Here is a 19,420-nt window from a genome sequence, read left to right on the forward strand (position 1 = left end):
CCCTGCGCTATTGTTGGACGTTGCGCTGGCTACCTCCTGCCCACCTCACCCGCCACCTGACACCGTGGTCTAAGCCTGAGCCCCTCCTAGCGGCTTAGTTCTTTAATCGTGCGCGTGAGATACGGACAGTTCGTTCGCCGGCCTAACCGACACAATTCGCGGCGAACGCCACCGGTGGTTCCGGTATTCGTGAGTCGCACGAGGTGCTGGAAGGATGCATCTTGGCTGATTCCCGCCAGAGCAAAACGGATCGCCCAACAAGTTCCTCTAATGGAAGTTCCCTAAACGGCTCCGTGCCCGGAGCGCCCAACCGAGTTTCCTTCGCCAAGCTCCGCGAACCGCTCGAGGTTCCCGGCCTGCTCGACGTGCAGATCGACTCCTTCGAGTGGTTGATCGGCTCGCCGCGCTGGCGCCAGGCCGCCACCGATCGTGGCGAGCCCAGCCCGGTGGGCGGCCTCGAAGAGGTGCTCTACGAGCTCTCGCCGATCGAGGACTTCTCCGGCTCGATGTCGCTGTCGTTCTCCGACCCGCGTTTCGACGAGGTCAAGGCGCCGGTCGACGAGTGCAAAGACAAGGACATGACGTACGCGGCCCCGCTGTTCGTCACGGCCGAGTTCATCAACAACAACACCGGCGAGATCAAGAGCCAGACGGTGTTCATGGGTGACTTCCCGATGATGACCGAAAAGGGCACCTTCATCATCAACGGGACCGAGCGCGTGGTCGTCAGCCAGCTGGTGCGTTCGCCCGGCGTGTACTTCGACGAGACCATCGACAAGTCCACCGAGAAGCTGCTGCACAGCGTCAAGGTGATCCCCAGCCGCGGCGCGTGGCTGGAGTTCGACGTCGACAAGCGCGACACCGTTGGCGTGCGCATCGACCGCAAGCGCCGCCAGCCCGTCACCGTGCTGCTCAAGGCGCTGGGCTGGACCAACGAGCAGATCCACGAGCGGTTCGGCTTCTCCGAGATCATGATGGGCACGCTGGAGAAGGACAACACCGCCGGCACCGACGAGGCGCTGCTGGACATCTACCGCAAGCTGCGCCCGGGCGAGCCGCCGACCAAGGAGTCGGCGCAGACCCTGCTGGAGAACCTGTTCTTCAAGGAGAAGCGCTACGACCTGGCCCGCGTCGGCCGCTACAAGGTCAACAAGAAGCTCGGCCTGCACGCCGGCGAGCCGATCACCAGCTCGACGCTGACCGAGGAAGACGTGGTCGCCACCATCGAGTACCTGGTGCGCCTGCACCATGCCCGGACGGATGGCCAGCCCGCGGTCATGACCGTCCCCGGCGGCATCGAGGTGCCGGTGGAGACCGACGACATCGACCACTTCGGCAACCGGCGGCTGCGCACGGTCGGCGAGTTGATCCAGAACCAGATCCGGGTCGGCATGTCCCGGATGGAGCGCGTCGTCCGCGAGCGGATGACGACCCAGGACGTCGAGGCGATCACGCCGCAGACGCTGATCAACATCCGGCCGGTGGTCGCCGCGATCAAGGAGTTCTTCGGCACCAGCCAGCTCTCCCAGTTCATGGACCAGAACAACCCGCTGTCGGGTCTGACCCACAAGCGCCGCCTGTCGGCGCTGGGCCCCGGCGGTCTGTCCCGTGAGCGGGCCGGGCTGGAGGTCCGCGACGTGCACCCGTCGCACTACGGCCGGATGTGCCCGATCGAGACCCCGGAGGGTCCGAACATCGGTCTGATCGGTTCGCTGTCGGTGTACGCCCGGGTCAACCCGTTCGGGTTCATCGAGACGCCGTACCGCAAGGTGGTCGACGGTGTGGTCACCGACGAGATCCACTACCTGACGGCCGACGAGGAGGACCGCCACGTGGTGGCGCAGGCCAACTCGCCGATCGACGCGAAGGGCCGGTTCGAGGAGTCGCGCGTCCTGGTCCGCCGGAAGGCGGGCGAGGTCGAGTACGTGCCGTCGTCCGAGGTGGACTACATGGACGTGTCGCCGCGCCAGATGGTGTCGGTGGCCACGGCCATGATCCCGTTCCTCGAGCACGACGACGCCAACCGTGCCCTGATGGGCGCCAACATGCAGCGCCAGGCGGTTCCGCTGGTGCGCAGCGAGGCGCCGCTGGTGGGCACCGGGATGGAGCTGCGCGCCGCGATCGACGCCGGCGACGTCGTCGTCGCGGACAAGGCCGGGGTGATCGAGGAGGTCTCCGCCGACTACATCACCGTGATGGCCGACGACGGCACCCGGCACACCTACCGGATGCGTAAGTTCGAGCGCTCCAACCACGGCACCTGCGCCAACCAGTCGCCGATCGTGGACGCCGGGGACCGGGTCGAGGCCGGCCAGGTCATCGCCGACGGCCCGTGCACCGAGAACGGTGAGATGGCGCTGGGCAAGAACCTGCTGGTGGCGATCATGCCGTGGGAGGGCCACAACTACGAGGACGCGATCATCCTGTCCAACCGCCTGGTTGAAGAGGACGTGCTCACCTCGATCCACATCGAGGAGCACGAGATCGACGCGCGCGACACCAAGCTGGGCGCCGAGGAGATCACCCGGGACATCCCGAACGTCTCCGACGAGGTGCTCGCCGACCTCGACGAGCGCGGCATCGTCCGCATCGGCGCCGAGGTGCGCGACGGCGACATCCTGGTCGGCAAGGTCACCCCGAAGGGGGAGACCGAGCTGACCCCGGAGGAGCGGCTGCTGCGGGCGATCTTCGGCGAGAAGGCCCGCGAGGTCCGCGACACCTCGCTGAAGGTGCCGCACGGCGAGTCCGGCAAGGTCATCGGCATCCGGGTGTTCTCCCGCGAGGACGACGACGAGCTGCCGGCCGGTGTCAACGAGCTGGTCCGCGTCTACGTGGCCCAGAAGCGCAAGATCTCCGACGGTGACAAGCTCGCCGGCCGGCACGGCAACAAGGGCGTGATCGGCAAGATCCTGCCCGTCGAGGACATGCCGTTCCTGCCGGACGGCACCCCGGTGGACATCATCCTGAACACGCACGGTGTGCCGCGACGGATGAACATCGGCCAGATCCTGGAGACCCACCTCGGGTGGGTGGCCAAGTCCGGCTGGAACATTCAGGGTTCGCCCGACTGGGCCGCCAACCTGCCCAAGGAGCTGCAGAGCGCGGAGCCGAACGCGATCGTCTCGACGCCGGTGTTCGACGGCGCCCGGGAGGCGGAGCTGCAGGGGCTGCTGTCCTGCACGCTGCCGAACCGGGACAACGAGGTGATGGTCGACGGCGACGGCAAGGCGGTGCTCTTCGACGGCCGCAGCGGTGAGCCGTTCCCGTACCCGGTGACGGTTGGCTTCATGTACATCATGAAGCTGCACCACCTGGTGGACGACAAGATCCACGCCCGCTCCACCGGCCCGTACTCGATGATCACCCAGCAGCCGCTGGGTGGTAAGGCGCAGTTCGGTGGCCAGCGGTTCGGTGAGATGGAGTGCTGGGCCATGCAGGCCTACGGCGCGGCGTACACGCTGCAGGAGCTGTTGACCATCAAGTCCGACGACACGGTCGGCCGGGTCAAGGTGTACGAGGCGATCGTCAAGGGCGAGAACATCCCCGAGCCGGGCATCCCCGAGTCGTTCAAGGTGTTGCTCAAGGAGCTGCAGTCGCTCTGCCTGAACGTCGAGGTGCTCTCGTCGGACGGCGCGGCGATCGAACTGCGCGAAGGCGAGGACGAGGATCTCGAGCGGGCCGCGGCCAACTTGGGAATCAACCTGTCCCGCAACGAATCCGCGTCCGTCGAGGACCTGGCTTAATCACTTTTAGGTATCTAAACCCGCAAGGGGAAAGGGAGTTACGTGCTCGACGTCAACTTCTTCGATGAACTCCGTATCGGCCTGGCCACCGCGGAGGACATCAGGCAATGGTCTTACGGCGAGGTCAAGAAGCCGGAGACGATCAACTACCGCACGCTCAAGCCCGAGAAGGACGGCCTGTTCTGCGAGAAGATCTTCGGACCGACTCGCGACTGGGAGTGCTACTGCGGCAAGTACAAGCGCGTCCGCTTCAAGGGCATCATCTGTGAGCGCTGCGGCGTCGAGGTGACCCGCGCCAAGGTGCGCCGCGAGCGGATGGGCCACATCGAACTGGCCGCGCCCGTCACGCACATCTGGTACTTCAAGGGTGTGCCGAGCCGGCTCGGTTACCTGCTCGACCTCGCCCCGAAGGATCTCGAGAAGATCATCTACTTCGCGGCGTACGTGATCACGTCGGTCGACGACGAGATGCGGCACAACGAGCTGTCCACGCTCGAGGCCGAAATGATGGTGGAGCGCAAGGCCGTTGAGGACCAGCGCGACGCCGACCTGGAGGCCCGCGCGCAGAAGCTGGAGGCCGACCTGGCCGAGCTGGAGGCCGAGGGCGCCAAGGCCGACGCGCGGCGCAAGGTGCGCGACGGCGGCGAGCGCGAGATGCGCCAGCTCCGCGACCGTGCCCAGCGCGAGCTGGACCGGCTGGAGGACATCTGGAGCACCTTCACCAAGCTGGCCCCCAAGCAGCTGATCGTCGACGAGAACCTCTACCGCGAGCTCGTCGACCGCTACGGCGAGTACTTCACCGGCGCCATGGGTGCGGAGTCGATCCAGAAGCTGATCGAGAACTTCGACATCGACGCCGAGGCCGACTCGCTGCGGGACGTTATTCGAAACGGCAAGGGGCAGAAGAAGCTTCGCGCCCTCAAGCGCCTCAAGGTGGTCGCCGCCTTCCAGCAGTCGGGCAACTCGCCGATGGGCATGGTGCTAGACGCCGTCCCGGTGATCCCGCCGGAGCTGCGCCCGATGGTGCAGCTGGACGGTGGCCGGTTCGCCACCAGCGACCTGAACGACCTGTACCGCCGGGTCATCAACCGCAACAACCGCCTCAAGAGGCTGATCGACCTCGGCGCGCCCGAGATCATCGTCAACAACGAGAAGCGGATGCTGCAGGAGTCGGTGGACGCCCTGTTCGACAACGGCCGCCGCGGCCGCCCGGTCACCGGGCCGGGCAACCGCCCGCTGAAGTCGCTGTCGGACCTGTTGAAGGGCAAGCAGGGCCGGTTCCGTCAGAACCTGCTCGGTAAGCGCGTCGACTACTCGGGCCGTTCGGTCATCGTGGTCGGCCCGCAGCTCAAGCTGCACCAGTGCGGCCTGCCCAAGCTGATGGCCCTCGAGCTGTTCAAGCCGTTCGTGATGAAGCGGCTGGTCGACCTCAACCACGCGCAGAACATCAAGAGCGCCAAGCGCATGGTGGAGCGGCAGCGCCCCCAGGTGTGGGACGTCCTCGAAGAGGTCATCGCCGAGCACCCGGTGTTGCTGAACCGCGCACCCACCCTGCACCGGCTGGGCATCCAGGCCTTCGAGCCGATGCTGGTGGAGGGCAAGGCGATTCAGCTGCACCCGCTGGTGTGTGAGGCGTTCAACGCCGACTTCGACGGTGACCAGATGGCCGTGCACCTGCCGCTGAGCGCGGAGGCGCAGGCCGAGGCCCGCATCCTGATGCTGTCCTCGAACAACATCCTGTCGCCGGCCTCCGGCCGGCCGCTGGCCATGCCGCGTCTGGACATGGTGACCGGCCTGTACTACCTGACCACCGAGGTCGACGGTGACAAGGGTGAATTCCAGGCCGCCGCAAAGGATTCCCCGGAGGTGGGCGTGTACTCCTCGCCGGCCGAGGCGATCATGGCCGCCGACCGCGGCGTGCTGTCGGTGCGGGCGAAGATCAAGGTGCGGCTGACGCAGTTGCGTCCGCCCACCGAGATCGAGGCCGAGCTGTTCGGTGCCAACGGCTGGCAGCCGGGCGACGCCTGGATGGCCGAGACCACGCTGGGCCGGGTGCTGTTCAACGAGCTGCTGCCGGTGGGCTACCCGTTCGTGAACAAGCAGATGCACAAGAAGGTGCAGGCCGCGATCATCAACGACCTGGCCGAGCGCTACCCGATGATCGTCGTCGCGCAGACCGTCGACAAGCTCAAGGACGCCGGCTTCTACTGGGCCACCCGCAGCGGTGTCACCGTGTCGATGGCCGACGTGCTGGTCCCGCCGCGCAAGAAGGAGATCCTCGACCAGTACGAGGAGCGGGCCGAGAAGGTCGAAAAGCAGTTCCAGCGAGGCGCTTTGAACCACGACGAGCGCAACGAGGCACTGGTGGAGATCTGGAAGGAAGCCACCGACGAGGTCGGTCAGGCGCTGCGGGAGCACTACCCCAGCGACAACCCGATCATCACGATCGTCGACTCGGGTGCCACGGGTAACTTCACCCAGACCCGAACGCTGGCCGGCATGAAGGGCCTGGTGACCAACCCGAAGGGTGAGTTCATCCCGCGTCCGGTCAAGTCGTCGTTCCGCGAGGGCCTGACCGTGCTGGAGTACTTCATCAACACGCACGGCGCCCGAAAGGGCTTGGCGGACACCGCGTTGCGCACCGCCGACTCGGGTTACCTGACCCGTCGTCTGGTGGACGTGAGCCAGGACGTCATCGTCCGCGAGCACGACTGCGAGACCGAGCGCGGCATCATCGTCGAGCTCGCCGAGCGTCAGGCCGACGGCACCCTGATTCGCGACCCGTACATCGAAACCTCGGCGTACGCGCGGACTTTGGGCACCGACGCGGTCGACGAGGCCGGCAACGTCGTCGTCGCGCGCGGCGAGGACCTGGGCGACCCGGAGATCGACGCCCTGCTGGCGGCCGGCATCACGCAGGTCAAGGTGCGCTCGGTGCTGACGTGCACCACGGGCACCGGCGTGTGCGCGACCTGTTACGGCCGCTCGATGGCGACCGGCAAGCTGGTCGACATCGGCGAGGCGGTCGGCATCGTCGCGGCCCAGTCCATCGGTGAGCCCGGCACGCAGCTGACCATGCGTACCTTCCACCAGGGTGGTGTCGGTGAGGACATCACCGGCGGTCTGCCCCGGGTCCAGGAGCTGTTCGAGGCCCGCGTCCCGCGCGGCAAGGCGCCGATCGCCGACGTCACCGGGCGGGTGCAGCTGGAGGAGGGTGAGCGCTTCTACAAGATCACCATCGTTCCTGACGACGGGAGCGAGGAGGTCGTGTACGACAAGCTCTCCAAGCGCCAGCGGCTGCGGGTGTTCAAGCACGACGACGGCTCGGAGCGGGTGCTGTCCGACGGCGACCACGTCGAGGTGGGCCAGCAGCTGATGGAGGGCTCGGCCGACCCGCACGAGGTGCTGCGCGTGCAGGGCCCCCGCGAGGTGCAGATCCACCTGGTCCGCGAGGTCCAGGAGGTCTACCGCGCCCAGGGTGTGTCGATCCACGACAAGCACATCGAGGTGATCGTCCGCCAGATGCTGCGCCGCGTCACCATCATCGACTCGGGCTCGACGGAGTTCCTGCCCGGCTCGCTGATCGACCGTGCGGAGTTCGAGGCGGAGAACCGTCGGGTGGTGGCCGAGGGCGGCGAGCCCGCCGCCGGCCGCCCGGTGCTGATGGGTATCACGAAGGCGTCGCTGGCCACGGACTCGTGGCTGAGTGCGGCGTCGTTCCAGGAGACCACGCGAGTGCTGACCGATGCGGCGATCAACTGCCGCAGCGACAAGCTCAACGGTCTGAAGGAGAACGTGATCATCGGAAAGCTGATCCCGGCGGGTACCGGTATCAACCGCTACCGCAACATCCAGGTGCAGCCGACCGAGGAGGCCCGGGCCGCCGCGTACACGATCCCGTCCTACGAGGATCAGTACTACAGCCCGGACTTCGGCCAAGCCACCGGTGCCGCGGTGCCGCTGGACGATTACGGGTACAGCGACTACCGCTAGTCGAGTCAAGAGAAGAGCCCTCGCCTCGTGCGGGGGCTTTTTTCTATGGCGAGCTGGGCCCACGCGTCAGCTGGGGAACGCAGAATCGCACGATCGAAGGTCCTGCAGTGCGATTCTCTGTCCGCTCGCCGCACTAGACTGGCCGCGTGCTCATCGGTTCACACGTCCACAACGACGACCCGCTGGCCGCCGCGCAGGCGGACGGCGCCGACGTGGTGCAGTTCTTCCTCGGCAACCCGCAGAGCTGGAAGAAGCCGAAGCCCCGCGACGACGCCGGCACGCTCAAGGCGTCGGCCGTTCCGCTCTACGTCCACGCGCCGTACCTCATCAACGTGGCATCGGCGAACAACCGGATCCGCATCCCGTCGCGCAAGATCCTGCAGGACACCTGCGACGCGGCCGCGGAGATCAACGCGACGGCCGTCATCGTGCACGGCGGCCACGCCGACGACGACGACATGGAGGCCGGCTTCGAGCGGTGGGTCAAGGCGCTGGACTACCTCGAAACCGACGTGCCGGTGTACCTGGAGAACACCGCCGGGGGCGACCACGCGATGGCGCGCTATTTCGACACCATCGGCAAGCTGTGGGATCACATCGGCGACAAGGGGATTGGCTTCTGCCTGGACACCTGCCACGCGTGGGCCGCGGGTGAGGCGCTGATCGACGCGGTCGACCGGATCAGGGCGCTGACCGGACGCATCGACCTGGTGCACTGCAACGACTCGAGGGATGCGGCGGGCTCGGGCGCCGACCGGCACGCCAACTTCGGCACCGGCCAGATCGACCCCGAGCTGCTCGTCGCGGTGGTCAAGGCCGCCGACGCGCCGGTGATCTGCGAGACCGCCGACGAGGGCCGCAAGGACGACATCGCATTCCTGCGGGAAAAAACCAGCGGCTGAGTCGCGACCCGTGTTCGGCAGGCTCGCAACCCTTCTCGGGGTGGTCCTCCTGATCGCGGGTTGTTCGGCGGCGCCGCCCTCGGGCTTCGTCCAGGGCACCAGCCTGCACCACATCAACGCGGGCGGGCACGACCGCAGCTACCGGCTCTACGAGCCCGCCGGGGCGCCGGCGTCCGCTGCGCTCGTCGTCGTGCTGCACGGCTACTCCGGGAGCGCTCGGCAGGTCGAAAGGGATTACGGCTGGGACGAATTGGCCGATTCGGCCAAGTTCGTGGTCGCCTACCCGGATGGGCTGGAACGGGCCTGGAACGTCGACGGGGAGGGCTGCTGTGGGCGGCCGGGGCGCGAGGGCGTCGACGACGTCGCCTTCATCCGCGCGGCCGTCGCCGACATCGCCAAGAACGTCGGCACCGATCCGGCCCGGGTTTACGTCACCGGCATGAGCAACGGGGGCATCATGTCCTACACGCTGGCGTGCGCCACCGACGTCTTCGCCGCGATCGGTCCGGTCGCGGGCACCCAGCTGACCGGCTGCCCGAGCCCGCGCCCGGCGTCGATCATGCACATCCACGGCACGGCGGATCGGCTGGTGCCCTACGCGGGCGGGCAGGGCTTCAGCGTCATCAACGGCCCGTCGGTGCCCAGCGTGAACACGTTCTGGCGCAACGTGGATCAATGTGGCAGCCCCGCCACCACCACCGACGGCCCGATCACCACGCTGACGGCGGGATGCTCGGGCAACCGCGGCGTCACGCTGATCACGATCGATCAGGGCGGCCACGAATGGCCCCCGTTCGCCACCCGGACACTGTGGGACTTCTTCAGCGCACACCCGCGGTGACGTTCTGTTACACCTCTTGTGCGACTGTCGCAAAAATGTAACATGAGGGGCATGTCGGATACGCATGTCGTCACCAACCAGGTCCCACCGCTGGAGAACTACAACCCCGCGACCTCGGCGGTCCTCGCCGACGCCCTGATCCGCGAGGGTGGGGAGTGGGGTCTGGAGGAGGTGAACCAGGTCGGCGCGATCGCCGGCGGCCGCGAAGCCCAGCGGTGGGGCGAGCTCGCCGACCGCAACCGGCCCATCCTGCACACCCACGACAAATACGGTCACCGGGTCGACGAGGTGGAATACGACCCGGCCTATCACGAGCTGATGCGCACGGCGATCGCCAACGGCATCCACGCCGCGCCGTGGGCCGACGAGCGGCCGGGTGCGCATGTGGTGCGGGCCGCCAAAATGTCGGTCTGGAATGTCGAGCCCGGCCACACCTGCCCGATCTCGATGACCTACGCCGTCGTCCCCGCCCTGCGCTACAACCCCGAACTCGCGGCGATCTACGAGCCGCTGCTGACCAGCCGCGAATACGATCCCGAGCTCAAGCCGGCCGCCACCAAGCGCGGCATCACCGCCGGCATGTCGATGACCGAGAAGCAGGGCGGCTCCGACGTGCGGGCCGGAACCACGCAGGCGACCCCCAACGGTGATGGCAGCTACAGCCTGACGGGCCACAAGTGGTTCACCTCCGCGCCGATGTGCGACATCTTCTTGGTTCTGGCGCAGGCCCCGGGCGGCCTGTCCTGCTTCCTGCTGCCGCGGGTGCTGCCCGACGGCACCCGCAACCGGATGTTTTTGCAGCGGCTCAAGGACAAGCTCGGCAACCATGCCAACGCCTCCAGCGAGGTCGAATATGACGGTGCGACAGCGTGGTTGGTGGGCGAGGAGGGCCGCGGGGTGCCGACCATCATCGAGATGGTCAACCTCACCCGGCTGGACTGCACCCTGGGCAGTGCCACCAGCATGCGCACCGGCCTGACCCGCGCCATTCACCACGCCCAGCACCGAAAGGCGTTCGGCGCCTACCTCATCGACCAGCCGCTGATGCGTAACGTGCTGGCCGACCTGGCCGTCGAGGCCGAGGCCGCAACCATCGTCGCGATGCGGATGGCCGGGGCCACTGACAAGGCGCTGCGCGGTGACGACCGGGAGGCGCTGCTGCGCCGGATCGGCCTGGCCGCCAGCAAGTACTGGGTCTGCAAGCGCGCCACCCCGCACGCCGCCGAGGCGCTGGAATGCCTGGGCGGCAACGGTTACGTCGAGGACTCGGGCATGCCGCGGCTGTTCCGTGAGGCGCCGCTGATGGGCATCTGGGAGGGCTCGGGCAACGTCAGCGCGCTGGACACGTTGCGCGCCATGGCAACTCGCCCGGAATGCGTCGAGGTGCTGTTCGCCGAACTGGCCGAGAGTGCGGGCGCGGACCCGCGGCTGGGCGCGCACGTCGAGCGGTTGCGCAGCGACCTGGCCGACCTGGACACCATCGCGCAGCGCGCCCGCAAGGTCGCCGAGGACATCAGCCTGGCGCTGCAGGGGTCGCTGCTGGTGCGCCACGGTCACCCCGCCGTCGCCGAGGCCTTCCTGACCACCCGGATCGACCACCAGTGGGGCGGGGCCTACGGGACCATGCCCGCCGGGCTGGACCTGGCTCCCATTCTCGAGCGTGCTCTAGTAAAGGGATGACCTGCGCCGGCGACGATGCAGTGGGGGCTCCTCCAGCCGCGTAGCGGCGAGGGGGACGGAGCGATGAGGAGGAGTGGCGCCATTGACTCACGCGATCAGGCCGGTCGACTTCGACAACCTGAAGACGATGACCTACGAGGTCACCGACCGGGTTGCCCGGATCACGTTCAACCGGCCGGAGAAGGGCAACGCGATCGTCGCGGACACCCCGCTGGAGCTCTCGGCGCTGGTGGAGCGCGCCGACCTGGATCCAGCCGTGCACGTCATCCTGGTGTCCGGGCGCGGTGAGGGGTTCTGCGCGGGCTTCGACCTGAGCGCCTACGCCGATCGCACCGGCTCGGCGGGTGGGACGGGCGCCTACGCGGGCACCGTGCTCAGCGGAAAAACCCAGGCGGTCAACCACTTACCCGATCAGCCGTGGGACCCGATGATCGACTACCAGATGATGAGCCGGTTCGTCCGCGGCTTCTCCAGCCTGATGCACGCCGACAAGCCGACGGTGGTCAAGATCCACGGCTACTGCGTGGCCGGCGGCACCGACATCGCGCTGCACGCCGACCAGGTGATCGCCGCCGCCGACGCCAAGATCGGCTACCCGCCGACGCGGGTGTGGGGCGTCCCGGCGGCAGGGCTGTGGGCGCACCGGCTCGGCGACCAGCGCGCCAAGCGCCTGCTGTTCACCGGCGACTGCATCACCGGCGCGCAAGCCGCGGAATGGGGGCTGGCGGTCGAGGCGCCGGACCCGGCCGACCTCGACGAGCGCACCGAGCGGCTGGTGCAACGGATCGCGGCGGTGCCCGTCAACCAGCTGATCATGGTGAAGCTCGCGCTGAATTCGGCTCTGCTGCAACAGGGTGTGGCCACCAGCCGGATGGTCAGCACGGTTTTCGACGGCGTCGCCCGGCACACGCCGGAGGGGCACGCCTTCGTCGCCGACGCGACCGAACACGGCTTTCGCGAGGCGGTCCGGCATCGCGACGAACCCTTCGGCGACCACGGCCGCCGCGCGTCGCAGGTGTAGCCCATGGCCACCATGACGGCCCGGTCGGTGGTGCTCAGTGTGCTGCTCGGGGCTCACCCGGCGCACGCCCGCGCCAGCGAATTGGTCCGCCTGACGGCCGATTTCGGCATCAAGGAGACGACGCTGCGGGTGGCGCTGACCCGCATGGTCGGCGCCGGCGACCTGATCCGCTCGGCCGACGGCTACCGGCTGTCCGATCGCCTGCTGGCCCGGCAGCGGCGCCAGGACGACGCCATCGACCCGCGGGTGCGCCCCTGGAGCGGGGAGTGGGTCACGCTCATCGTCACCAGCGTGGGCGGCGACGCGCGCACCCGCGCGGCGTTGCGGACGGCCATGCACGGCAAGCGCTTCGGCGAACTGCGCGAAGGCGTGTGGATGCGGCCCGACAACCTCGAGCTCGAGCTGGACCCCGAGATCGACGCCCGGGTCCGGGTCCTGCGGGCCCGCGACGACAACGCCGCCGAGCTGGCCGCCCAGCTATGGGACCTGCCCGGTTGGGCCCGGGCCGGCCACCGGCTGCTCGATGAGATGGCCGCCGCAAGGGACATTCCCGGCCGGTTCGTGGTGGCGGCGGCGACGGTGCGCCACCTGCTCACCGACCCGGTGCTGCCCGACGAACTGCTGCCGGCCGACTGGCCCGGCGCCCGCCTGCGGGCGGCATACCACGACTTCGCCACCGAGCTGCTCGAGCGGCGGGAACCCCTATTTGCGGAGGCAAAATGAACGATCCGGTACGTGTCGAGCGCAATGGCCCCGTGACGACGGTGATCCTGAACCGGCCGTCGGCCCGCAACGCGGTCAACGGTCCCACCGCCGCCGCGTTGTACGCGGCGTTCGACGAATTCGACCGCGACGACACCGCGTCGGTCGCCGTGTTGTGGGGCGAAGGCGGAACCTTTTGCGCCGGCGCGGATTTGAAGGCCTTCGCCACGCCCGAGGCGAATGCCGTGCACCGGACGGGTCCGGGCCCGATGGGGCCGACGCGAATGGTGTTGTCCAAACCCGTGATCGCCGCGGTGAGCGGCTACGCCGTCGCCGGCGGGCTGGAGCTGGCGGTCTGGTGCGACCTGCGGGTGGCCGAACAGGACGCCGTGTTCGGCGTGTTCTGCCGCCGGTGGGGCGTGCCGCTGATCGACGGCGGCACGGTGCGGCTGCCGCGGCTGATCGGACACAGCCGGGCGATGGACATGATCCTCACCGGCCGCGGCGTCAAGGCCGACGAAGCGCTCGCGATGGGGTTGGCCAACCGCGTCGTGCCGACCGGCCAGGCGCGGCAGGCGGCCGAGGAACTGGCGGCGCAGCTGGCCGCGCTGCCACAGCAGTGCCTGCGGTCCGACCGCCTTTCGGCGTTAAACCAATGGGGGGCAACGGAATCCGAGGCGATCGACTTCGAGTTCGCCAGCATCTCCCGCGTCGCCGCCGAAGCGAACGAGGGGGCCGGGCGGTTCGCGGCTGGTGCGGGCCGGCACGGCGCGCCCACGGGCTGACCGGCGTCCTACGGCGCCAGCCGCACCCTGCCGGGCGGCGTGGGTGGCGTGTCACCGCTGGGCGGGCCCGCTGGCGCGGGAGCCACCGTCGGTCCCTGCTGGGGTCCCGGTTGCGGCTCCTGCGCCGGTGCCGGCGCTTGTTGCCGCGGAGACGGTGTAGCTACCGGCGGGGGCGGCGCCAGGATCTGGGCCGTCGGGCCGGGCGATGGGGGAAGTTGCGGCGGGTCCGGCTGCGGGGTTTCCCCCGCGGGAAACGGTCCGGCCCATGTGAGTGACGCCAGCCGAACGCTGACCGTGTGCACCGTCGGTTCGCTCGGGCCGGGCACGCGATTGGCCACGCCCTGCAGCGAAGCGATCTTCGGCTGATTGTTCGGGCAATAGGCCTCGACCGACGCGGAGATGAACCGGGCGATGGTGCGGGCGACGCGGTCGGCGGGGTATTGGCCGCCGCCCGGATTGGCTTTGAAAGCACGTTCCCTCAGGTCGTCGACCACGCCGTCGACCGGCATCCCACCGTCGAGTTGGTGACAGATCCGGTGGGCCGTGCCGATGAGGCTGGGAATGTTGTCCAGCGCAGGGATTCCCTTTTGGTCGAGCAGCGATACGAATTGGTCGTCGGTCGGGTCGGCCGCCGCCGAGTCGTGGGGCAGCATCGCGACGCCGGTCAGCACCACGATCGCCGTGACCAGTGCGCCGGCGCGGTTGGTGGTGCGGGTGAGCATGGCTGGATTCCGTTCTGCCGGGATCATCATATGCCGCAACCGAAACGCCCGCTTCGCAACTGAATGCCCGTGCCGGGGAACGACTGTGGTCAGCCGCCCTTGGTGATCTTGTTGCCCGAACCCAGGTTGTCGACCTTGGGCTCACCGTCCTTGTAGGTGACGGTGTTGTTGAAGCCCACCACGCTGATCCGGGTGTCGACCTTGTCCAAGGTGATCTTGTTGCTCGCCCCGCCGATTGTCACCGTCGCGCAGCTGCCGGTGACGGTGAGGGTGTTGTCCGAACCGCCCACGTTCAGCGACTTGCCACTGGCGCAGTCGAGCGTCGCGGTGGTGCCCATCGATCCGTAGTTGAGCGTGTTGCCGATCTCGACCGACGCGGTGGTGCTGGCGCCGCTCGATCCCGTCGTGGGCGCCGCCGCGCTCGTCGTCGTCGCGCTGCTTTTCGTCGTCGTGGTGGAACCCGAGGGCGGGTTGGCCGTCGAACTGCAGCCGGCAATCAACATCGCCGCGACGGCCGGCGCCACGGCGCACGCGGTCAGCCGCCAGGGGCGGTCAAAGACGTGGGCAGACAATGTTCCTCGATTCCCCTCGGTTGGATGCGGTGTCGGGCTCAGCCGGGCACCTGCTGGAGCCGGTTGGTCATGCCCAGTTCGCGCCCGCGATCCCAAAGGACCGGCGCGCCGTTGTGGTAGAAGACCGTCTGGTTGTAGCCGTAGACGGTGATGTCGTGCGATACCGAATCGGCGACGACCGTGTTGGACGAGCCCATCACCGTCACCGCGTAGCAGTTGCCGAGCGCGGTGATGTTGTTGAAGGAGCCGTTGACCAACAGGGTGGCGTCGTTGCAATCCAGCGTCTGCTCGATGCCCTGCCCGGTGATGTGGGTGTCGCCGTTCTTGGCCTGCGCTACGGGGCTTGGGCTCGCGGCGACGGTGATGACACAGGTAGCCAGCGACCCGGCGACGGTAGTCCAGTTCACTGCGGCCCCCTCCGTGACGGGTGGATCTGCTTGATGAGATTACGTCCATCCGGCCATGGCTGAAATAGTTTCGCCCCCGGCGTCAACTAGAGTCATTAGTTAATCACCCGGATCATCGCTAGCGAAGGGCCCGCCATGGCAGCTCAGCCGGAAACGCCGGCGGCCGGGCGCCCGCGCACGGCGAGGACGGGATCGCGCCCGGCCAAGTTGAGCCGCGACGGCATCATCGATGGCGCGCTCACCTTCTTGGACCGTGAGGGCTGGGACGCCCTGACCATCAACGCGCTGGCGACGCAGCTCGGCACCAAGGGGCCGTCGCTGTACAACCACGTGGACAGCCTGGAGGACCTGCGCCGCGCGGTGCGGATCCGCGTCATCGACGACATCATCACGATGCTGAACCGGGTCGGCGAGGGCCGCGCCCGCGACGACGCGGTCCTGGTGATGGCGGGCGCCTACCGCAGCTACGCCCATCACCACCCCGGCCGGTACTCGGCGTTCACCCGGATGCCGCTGGGCGGCGACGACCCCGAATACACGGCGGCGACCCGCGGCGCGGCCGCGCCGGTGATCGCGGTGCTGTCCTCCTACGGCCTCGACGGCGACGAGGCCTTCTACGCCGCGCTGGAGTTCTGGTCGGCGCTCCACGGCTTCGTGTTGCTGGAGATGACCGGCGTGATGGACGACATCGACACCGACGCGCTGTTCTCCGACATGGTGTTGCGGCTGGCGGCGGGCCTGGAGCGGCGCGTCGCCCACGACGGCGCGATAGGTTAACCGCCGCTTTGACCTGCGAGACGGGCGGCGGGTATTGTGGAGGCTCGTGCCTGGCGGCTTACGGCGCCTAACCGTAAGGAAGTGGATGCCGGGCGAATTCGCATGTCCACGATGCATCGGATCTTCTTCCGGTGCGCGGCGCGTGCGACACACCCGGCCGCGGGGTAGTGCGGACGGGCATAACTGCAGTACGAAGACTTGAGAACAGCTAAAAGACGCCCGACACGAACACAGAAAGCCTCCTAGATGCCAACGATTCAGCAGCTGGTCCGCAAGGGTCGCCGCGACAAGATCGCCAAGGTCAAGACCGCGGCCCTCAAGGGCAGCCCGCAGCGCCGTGGCGTGTGCACCCGCGTGTACACCACCACCCCGAAGAAGCCGAACTCGGCCCTTCGGAAGGTCGCGCGCGTGAAGCTGACGAGTCAGGTCGAGGTCACCGCCTACATCCCGGGCGAGGGCCACAACCTGCAGGAGCACTCGATGGTGCTGGTGCGTGGTGGCCGAGTGAAGGACCTGCCCGGCGTGCGGTACAAGATCATCCGCGGTTCGCTCGACACCCAGGGTGTCAAGAACCGCAAGCAGGCTCGCAGCCGTTACGGCGCCAAGAAGGAGAAGAGCTGATGCCGCGCAAGGGGCCCGCGCCTAAGCGTCCATTGGTCAACGACCCGGTCTACGGGTCGCAGCTGGTCACCCAGCTGGTGAACAAAGTCCTGCTGGACGGGAAGAAATCGCTGGCCGAACGCATTGTTTATGGTGCGCTCGAGAATGCCCGGGAGAAGACCGGTACCGACCCCGTGATCACGCTCAAGCGTGCTCTCGACAACGTCAAGCCCGCGCTCGAGGTGCGGAGTCGCCGCGTGGGTGGTGCGACGTATCAGGTTCCGGTCGAGGTGCGACCGGACCGCTCGGTGACCCTGGCCTTGCGCTGGCTGGTCAGCTTCTCCAAGCAGCGTCGCGAGAAGACCATGGTCGAGCGGCTGGCGAACGAGATCCTGGACGCCAGCAACGGCCTGGGTGCCGCCGTCAAGCGGCGTGAGGACACCCACAAGATGGCCGAGGCCAACCGCGCCTTCGCGCACTATCGCTGGTGACAGCCGCCCGCGATGATGCGGGAGGCCAGAAAGACAGCAACCAAGCAATCGAAAGAGTGGGAAGACTTCTGTGGCACAGAAGGACGTGCTGACCGACCTGACCAAGGTCCGCAACATCGGCATCATGGCGCACATCGACGCCGGCAAGACGACGACGACCGAGCGCATCCTCTACTACACCGGTATCAGCTACAAGATCGGTGAGGTGCACGACGGCGCCGCCACCATGGACTGGATGGAGCAGGAGCAGGAGCGGGGGATCACCATCACCTCCGCGGCCACCACCTGCTTCTGGAACGACAACCAGATCAACATCATCGACACCCCCGGCCACGTCGACTTCACCGTCGAGGTGGAGCGCAGCCTGCGCGTGCTCGATGGCGCCGTCGCCGTCTTCGACGGCAAGGAGGGCGTCGAGCCGCAGTCCGAGCAGGTGTGGCGGCAGGCCGACAAGTACGACGTCCCGCGGATCTGCTTCGTCAACAAGATGGACAAGATCGGCGCCGACTTCTACTTCTCGGTGAAGACCATGGAGGACCGGCTGGGCGCCAACGTCATCCCGATCCAGCTGCCCGTCGGCTCCGAGGGTGACTTCGAGGGCGTCGTCGACCTGGTCGAGATGAAGGCCAAGGTCTGGAGCGCCGAGGCGAAGCTCGGCGAGAAGTACGACGTGGTGGACATCCCCGCCGACCTGGCCGAGAAGGCCGACGAGTACCGCACCAAGCTGCTCGAGGCCGTCGCCGAGACGGACGAGGCGCTGCTGGAGAAGTACCTGGGCGGCGAGGAACTCACCGTCGAGGAGATCAAGGGCGCCATCCGCAAGCTGACCATCAGCTCGGAGGCCTACCCGGTGCTGTGCGGCAGCGCGTTCAAGAACAAGGGCGTCCAGCCGATGCTGGACGCGGTCATCGACTACCTGCCCTCGCCGCTGGACGTGCCCCCGGCCGTCGGCCACGCGCCGGGCAAGGAGGACGTCGAGGTCGTCCGCAAGCCGTCGACCGACGAGCCGTTCTCCGCGCTGGCGTTCAAGGTCGCCACCCACCCGTTCTTCGGCAAGCTGACCTACGTCCGGGTGTACTCGGGCAAGGTCGACTCCGGCAGCCAGGTCATCAACTCCACCAAGGGCAAGAAGGAGCGGCTGGGCAAGCTGTTCCAGATGCACTCCAACAAGGAGAACCCGGTGGAGACCGCCTCGGCCGGTCACATCTACGCGGTGATCGGTCTGAAGGACACCACCACCGGTGACACCCTGAGCGACCCGAACGACCAGGTCGTGCTGGAGTCGATGACCTTCCCCGACCCGGTCATCGAGGTGGCCATCGAGCCGAAGACCAAGAGCGACCAGGAGAAGCTGAGCCTCTCGATCCAAAAGCTCGCCGAAGAGGACCCGACGTTCAAGGTGCACCTGGACCAGGAGACCGGCCAGACCGTGATCGGCGGCATGGGCGAACTCCACCTGGACATCCTGGTGGACCGCATGCGCCGCGAGTTCAAGGTCGAGGCCAACGTCGGCAAGCCGCAGGTGGCCTACAAGGAGACCATCAAGCGGGCCGCGAACAATGTCGAGTTCACCCACAAGAAGCAGACGGGTGGCTCGGGCCAGTTCGCGAAGGTGATCATCAACCTCGAGCCGTTCACCGGCGAGGACGGTGCCACCTACGAGTTCGAGAACAAGGTCACCGGTGGCCGCATCCCGCGGGAGTACATCCCGTCGGTGGACGCCGGCGCGCAGGACGCGATGCAGTACGGCGTGCTGGCCGGCTACCCGCTGGTGAACCTGAAGGTCACCCTGCTCGATGGCGCCTTCCACGAGGTGGACTCCTCGGAGATGGCGTTCAAGATCGCCGGTTCGCAGGTCCTGAAAAAGGCTGCCGCGCAAGCACAACCGGTGATTCTCGAACCGATCATGGCCGTCGAGGTCACCACGCCCGAGGATTACATGGGCGATGTGATCGGCGACCTGAACTCCCGCCGTGGCCAGATTCAGGCCATGGAGGAGCGGAGCGGTGCACGCGTCGTCAAGGCGCACGTGCCGCTGTCGGAGATGTTCGGCTACGTCGGCGACCTGAGGTCCAAGACCCAAGGCCGGGCGAACTACTCCATGGTGTTCGACTCGTACGCCGAAGTGCCGGCCAACGTGTCGAAGGAGATCATCGCGAAGGCGACGGGTCAGTAAGAATCCCC

At 67.7% G+C, this 19,420-nt stretch carries 15 protein-coding genes; 12 read left to right on the forward strand and 3 right to left on the reverse strand.

The window, feature by feature from the left end; translation table 11 throughout:
* The first annotated feature begins 221 nt into the window (after positions 1 to 221).
* From WU80_RS01025 to WU80_RS01060, 8 genes are all read left to right on the forward strand, one after another.
* A complete protein-coding gene (locus WU80_RS01025; RefSeq protein ID WP_156349473.1) occupies positions 222 to 3,743 on the forward strand; it encodes a DNA-directed RNA polymerase subunit beta in 3,522 nt (1,173 codons plus the stop codon).
* A 42-nt stretch (positions 3,744 to 3,785) separates the two neighbouring features.
* On the forward strand, positions 3,786 to 7,736 hold the full coding sequence (locus WU80_RS01030) for a DNA-directed RNA polymerase subunit beta' (protein ID WP_055401252.1): 3,951 nt from the start codon (positions 3,786 to 3,788) through the stop codon (positions 7,734 to 7,736).
* 146 nt (positions 7,737 to 7,882) lie between these two features.
* Positions 7,883 to 8,638 carry a deoxyribonuclease IV gene (locus WU80_RS01035; RefSeq protein WP_055401253.1) on the forward strand — a complete coding sequence of 252 codons (756 nt, stop codon included), beginning with the start codon at positions 7,883 to 7,885 and terminating at the stop codon, positions 8,636 to 8,638.
* A 10-nt stretch (positions 8,639 to 8,648) separates the two neighbouring features.
* Positions 8,649 to 9,479 (forward strand): PHB depolymerase family esterase, encoded by an 831-nt coding sequence (locus WU80_RS01040; RefSeq protein ID WP_055405714.1) that lies wholly within the window; start codon positions 8,649 to 8,651, stop codon positions 9,477 to 9,479.
* A 51-nt stretch (positions 9,480 to 9,530) separates the two neighbouring features.
* On the forward strand, positions 9,531 to 11,159 hold the full coding sequence (locus tag WU80_RS01045; protein ID WP_055405343.1) for an acyl-CoA dehydrogenase family protein: 1,629 nt from the start codon (positions 9,531 to 9,533) through the stop codon (positions 11,157 to 11,159).
* 82 nt (positions 11,160 to 11,241) lie between these two features.
* On the forward strand, positions 11,242 to 12,180 hold the full coding sequence (locus WU80_RS01050) for a crotonase/enoyl-CoA hydratase family protein (RefSeq protein WP_055405342.1): 939 nt from the start codon (positions 11,242 to 11,244) through the stop codon (positions 12,178 to 12,180).
* Between the two features lie 3 nt (positions 12,181 to 12,183).
* Complete coding sequence (locus tag WU80_RS01055; protein WP_055405341.1) at positions 12,184 to 12,903, forward strand: PaaX family transcriptional regulator C-terminal domain-containing protein; 720 nt, start codon at positions 12,184 to 12,186, stop codon at positions 12,901 to 12,903.
* Positions 12,900 to 13,667: a crotonase/enoyl-CoA hydratase family protein gene (locus WU80_RS01060; protein ID WP_055405340.1), complete on the forward strand. Its 768-nt coding sequence runs from the start codon at positions 12,900 to 12,902 to the stop codon at positions 13,665 to 13,667. Before WU80_RS01055 ends, WU80_RS01060 begins: the two co-directional genes overlap by 4 nt.
* A gap of 8 nt (positions 13,668 to 13,675) precedes the next feature.
* Here the strand turns inward: WU80_RS01060 and WU80_RS01065 are convergent, their stop codons facing one another.
* The 3 genes from WU80_RS01065 to WU80_RS01075 all read right to left on the reverse strand — a co-directional run bounded on the left by WU80_RS01065 (position 13,676) and on the right by WU80_RS01075 (position 15,368).
* Positions 13,676 to 14,389: a DUF732 domain-containing protein gene (locus tag WU80_RS01065; protein ID WP_055405339.1), complete on the reverse strand. Its 714-nt coding sequence runs from the start codon at positions 14,387 to 14,389 to the stop codon at positions 13,676 to 13,678.
* 89 nt (positions 14,390 to 14,478) lie between these two features.
* The gene (locus WU80_RS01070; RefSeq protein ID WP_082459992.1) at positions 14,479 to 14,892 is read right to left on the reverse strand and encodes a DUF3060 domain-containing protein; all 414 of its coding nucleotides are present in this window, start codon (positions 14,890 to 14,892) and stop codon (positions 14,479 to 14,481) included.
* 107 nt (positions 14,893 to 14,999) lie between these two features.
* The gene (locus WU80_RS01075) at positions 15,000 to 15,368 is read right to left on the reverse strand and encodes a DUF3060 domain-containing protein (RefSeq protein WP_055405337.1); all 369 of its coding nucleotides are present in this window, start codon (positions 15,366 to 15,368) and stop codon (positions 15,000 to 15,002) included.
* 135 nt (positions 15,369 to 15,503) lie between these two features.
* Between WU80_RS01075 and WU80_RS01080 the strand changes: the two genes are divergently transcribed.
* The 4 genes from WU80_RS01080 to fusA all read left to right on the forward strand — a co-directional run bounded on the left by WU80_RS01080 (position 15,504) and on the right by fusA (position 19,412).
* Positions 15,504 to 16,145: a TetR/AcrR family transcriptional regulator gene (locus tag WU80_RS01080; protein ID WP_055405336.1), complete on the forward strand. Its 642-nt coding sequence runs from the start codon at positions 15,504 to 15,506 to the stop codon at positions 16,143 to 16,145.
* Positions 16,146 to 16,391: 246 nt separating this feature from the next.
* Positions 16,392 to 16,766 (forward strand): 30S ribosomal protein S12, encoded by a 375-nt coding sequence (gene rpsL, locus WU80_RS01085; protein WP_007167812.1) that lies wholly within the window; start codon positions 16,392 to 16,394, stop codon positions 16,764 to 16,766.
* Positions 16,766 to 17,236 (forward strand): 30S ribosomal protein S7, encoded by a 471-nt coding sequence (gene rpsG / locus WU80_RS01090; RefSeq protein ID WP_055405335.1) that lies wholly within the window; start codon positions 16,766 to 16,768, stop codon positions 17,234 to 17,236. The genes rpsL and rpsG overlap by 1 nt, the downstream gene beginning before the upstream one ends.
* Before the next feature lie 70 nt (positions 17,237 to 17,306).
* Positions 17,307 to 19,412, forward strand: coding sequence for an elongation factor G (gene fusA / locus WU80_RS01095; RefSeq protein ID WP_082462561.1), 2,106 nt, complete (start codon positions 17,307 to 17,309; stop codon positions 19,410 to 19,412).
* Positions 19,413 to 19,420 lie beyond the last annotated feature (8 nt).

It is taken from the genome of Mycobacterium sp. UM_11 (assembly GCF_001414075.1).
Classification (GTDB): domain Bacteria; phylum Actinomycetota; class Actinomycetes; order Mycobacteriales; family Mycobacteriaceae; genus Mycobacterium.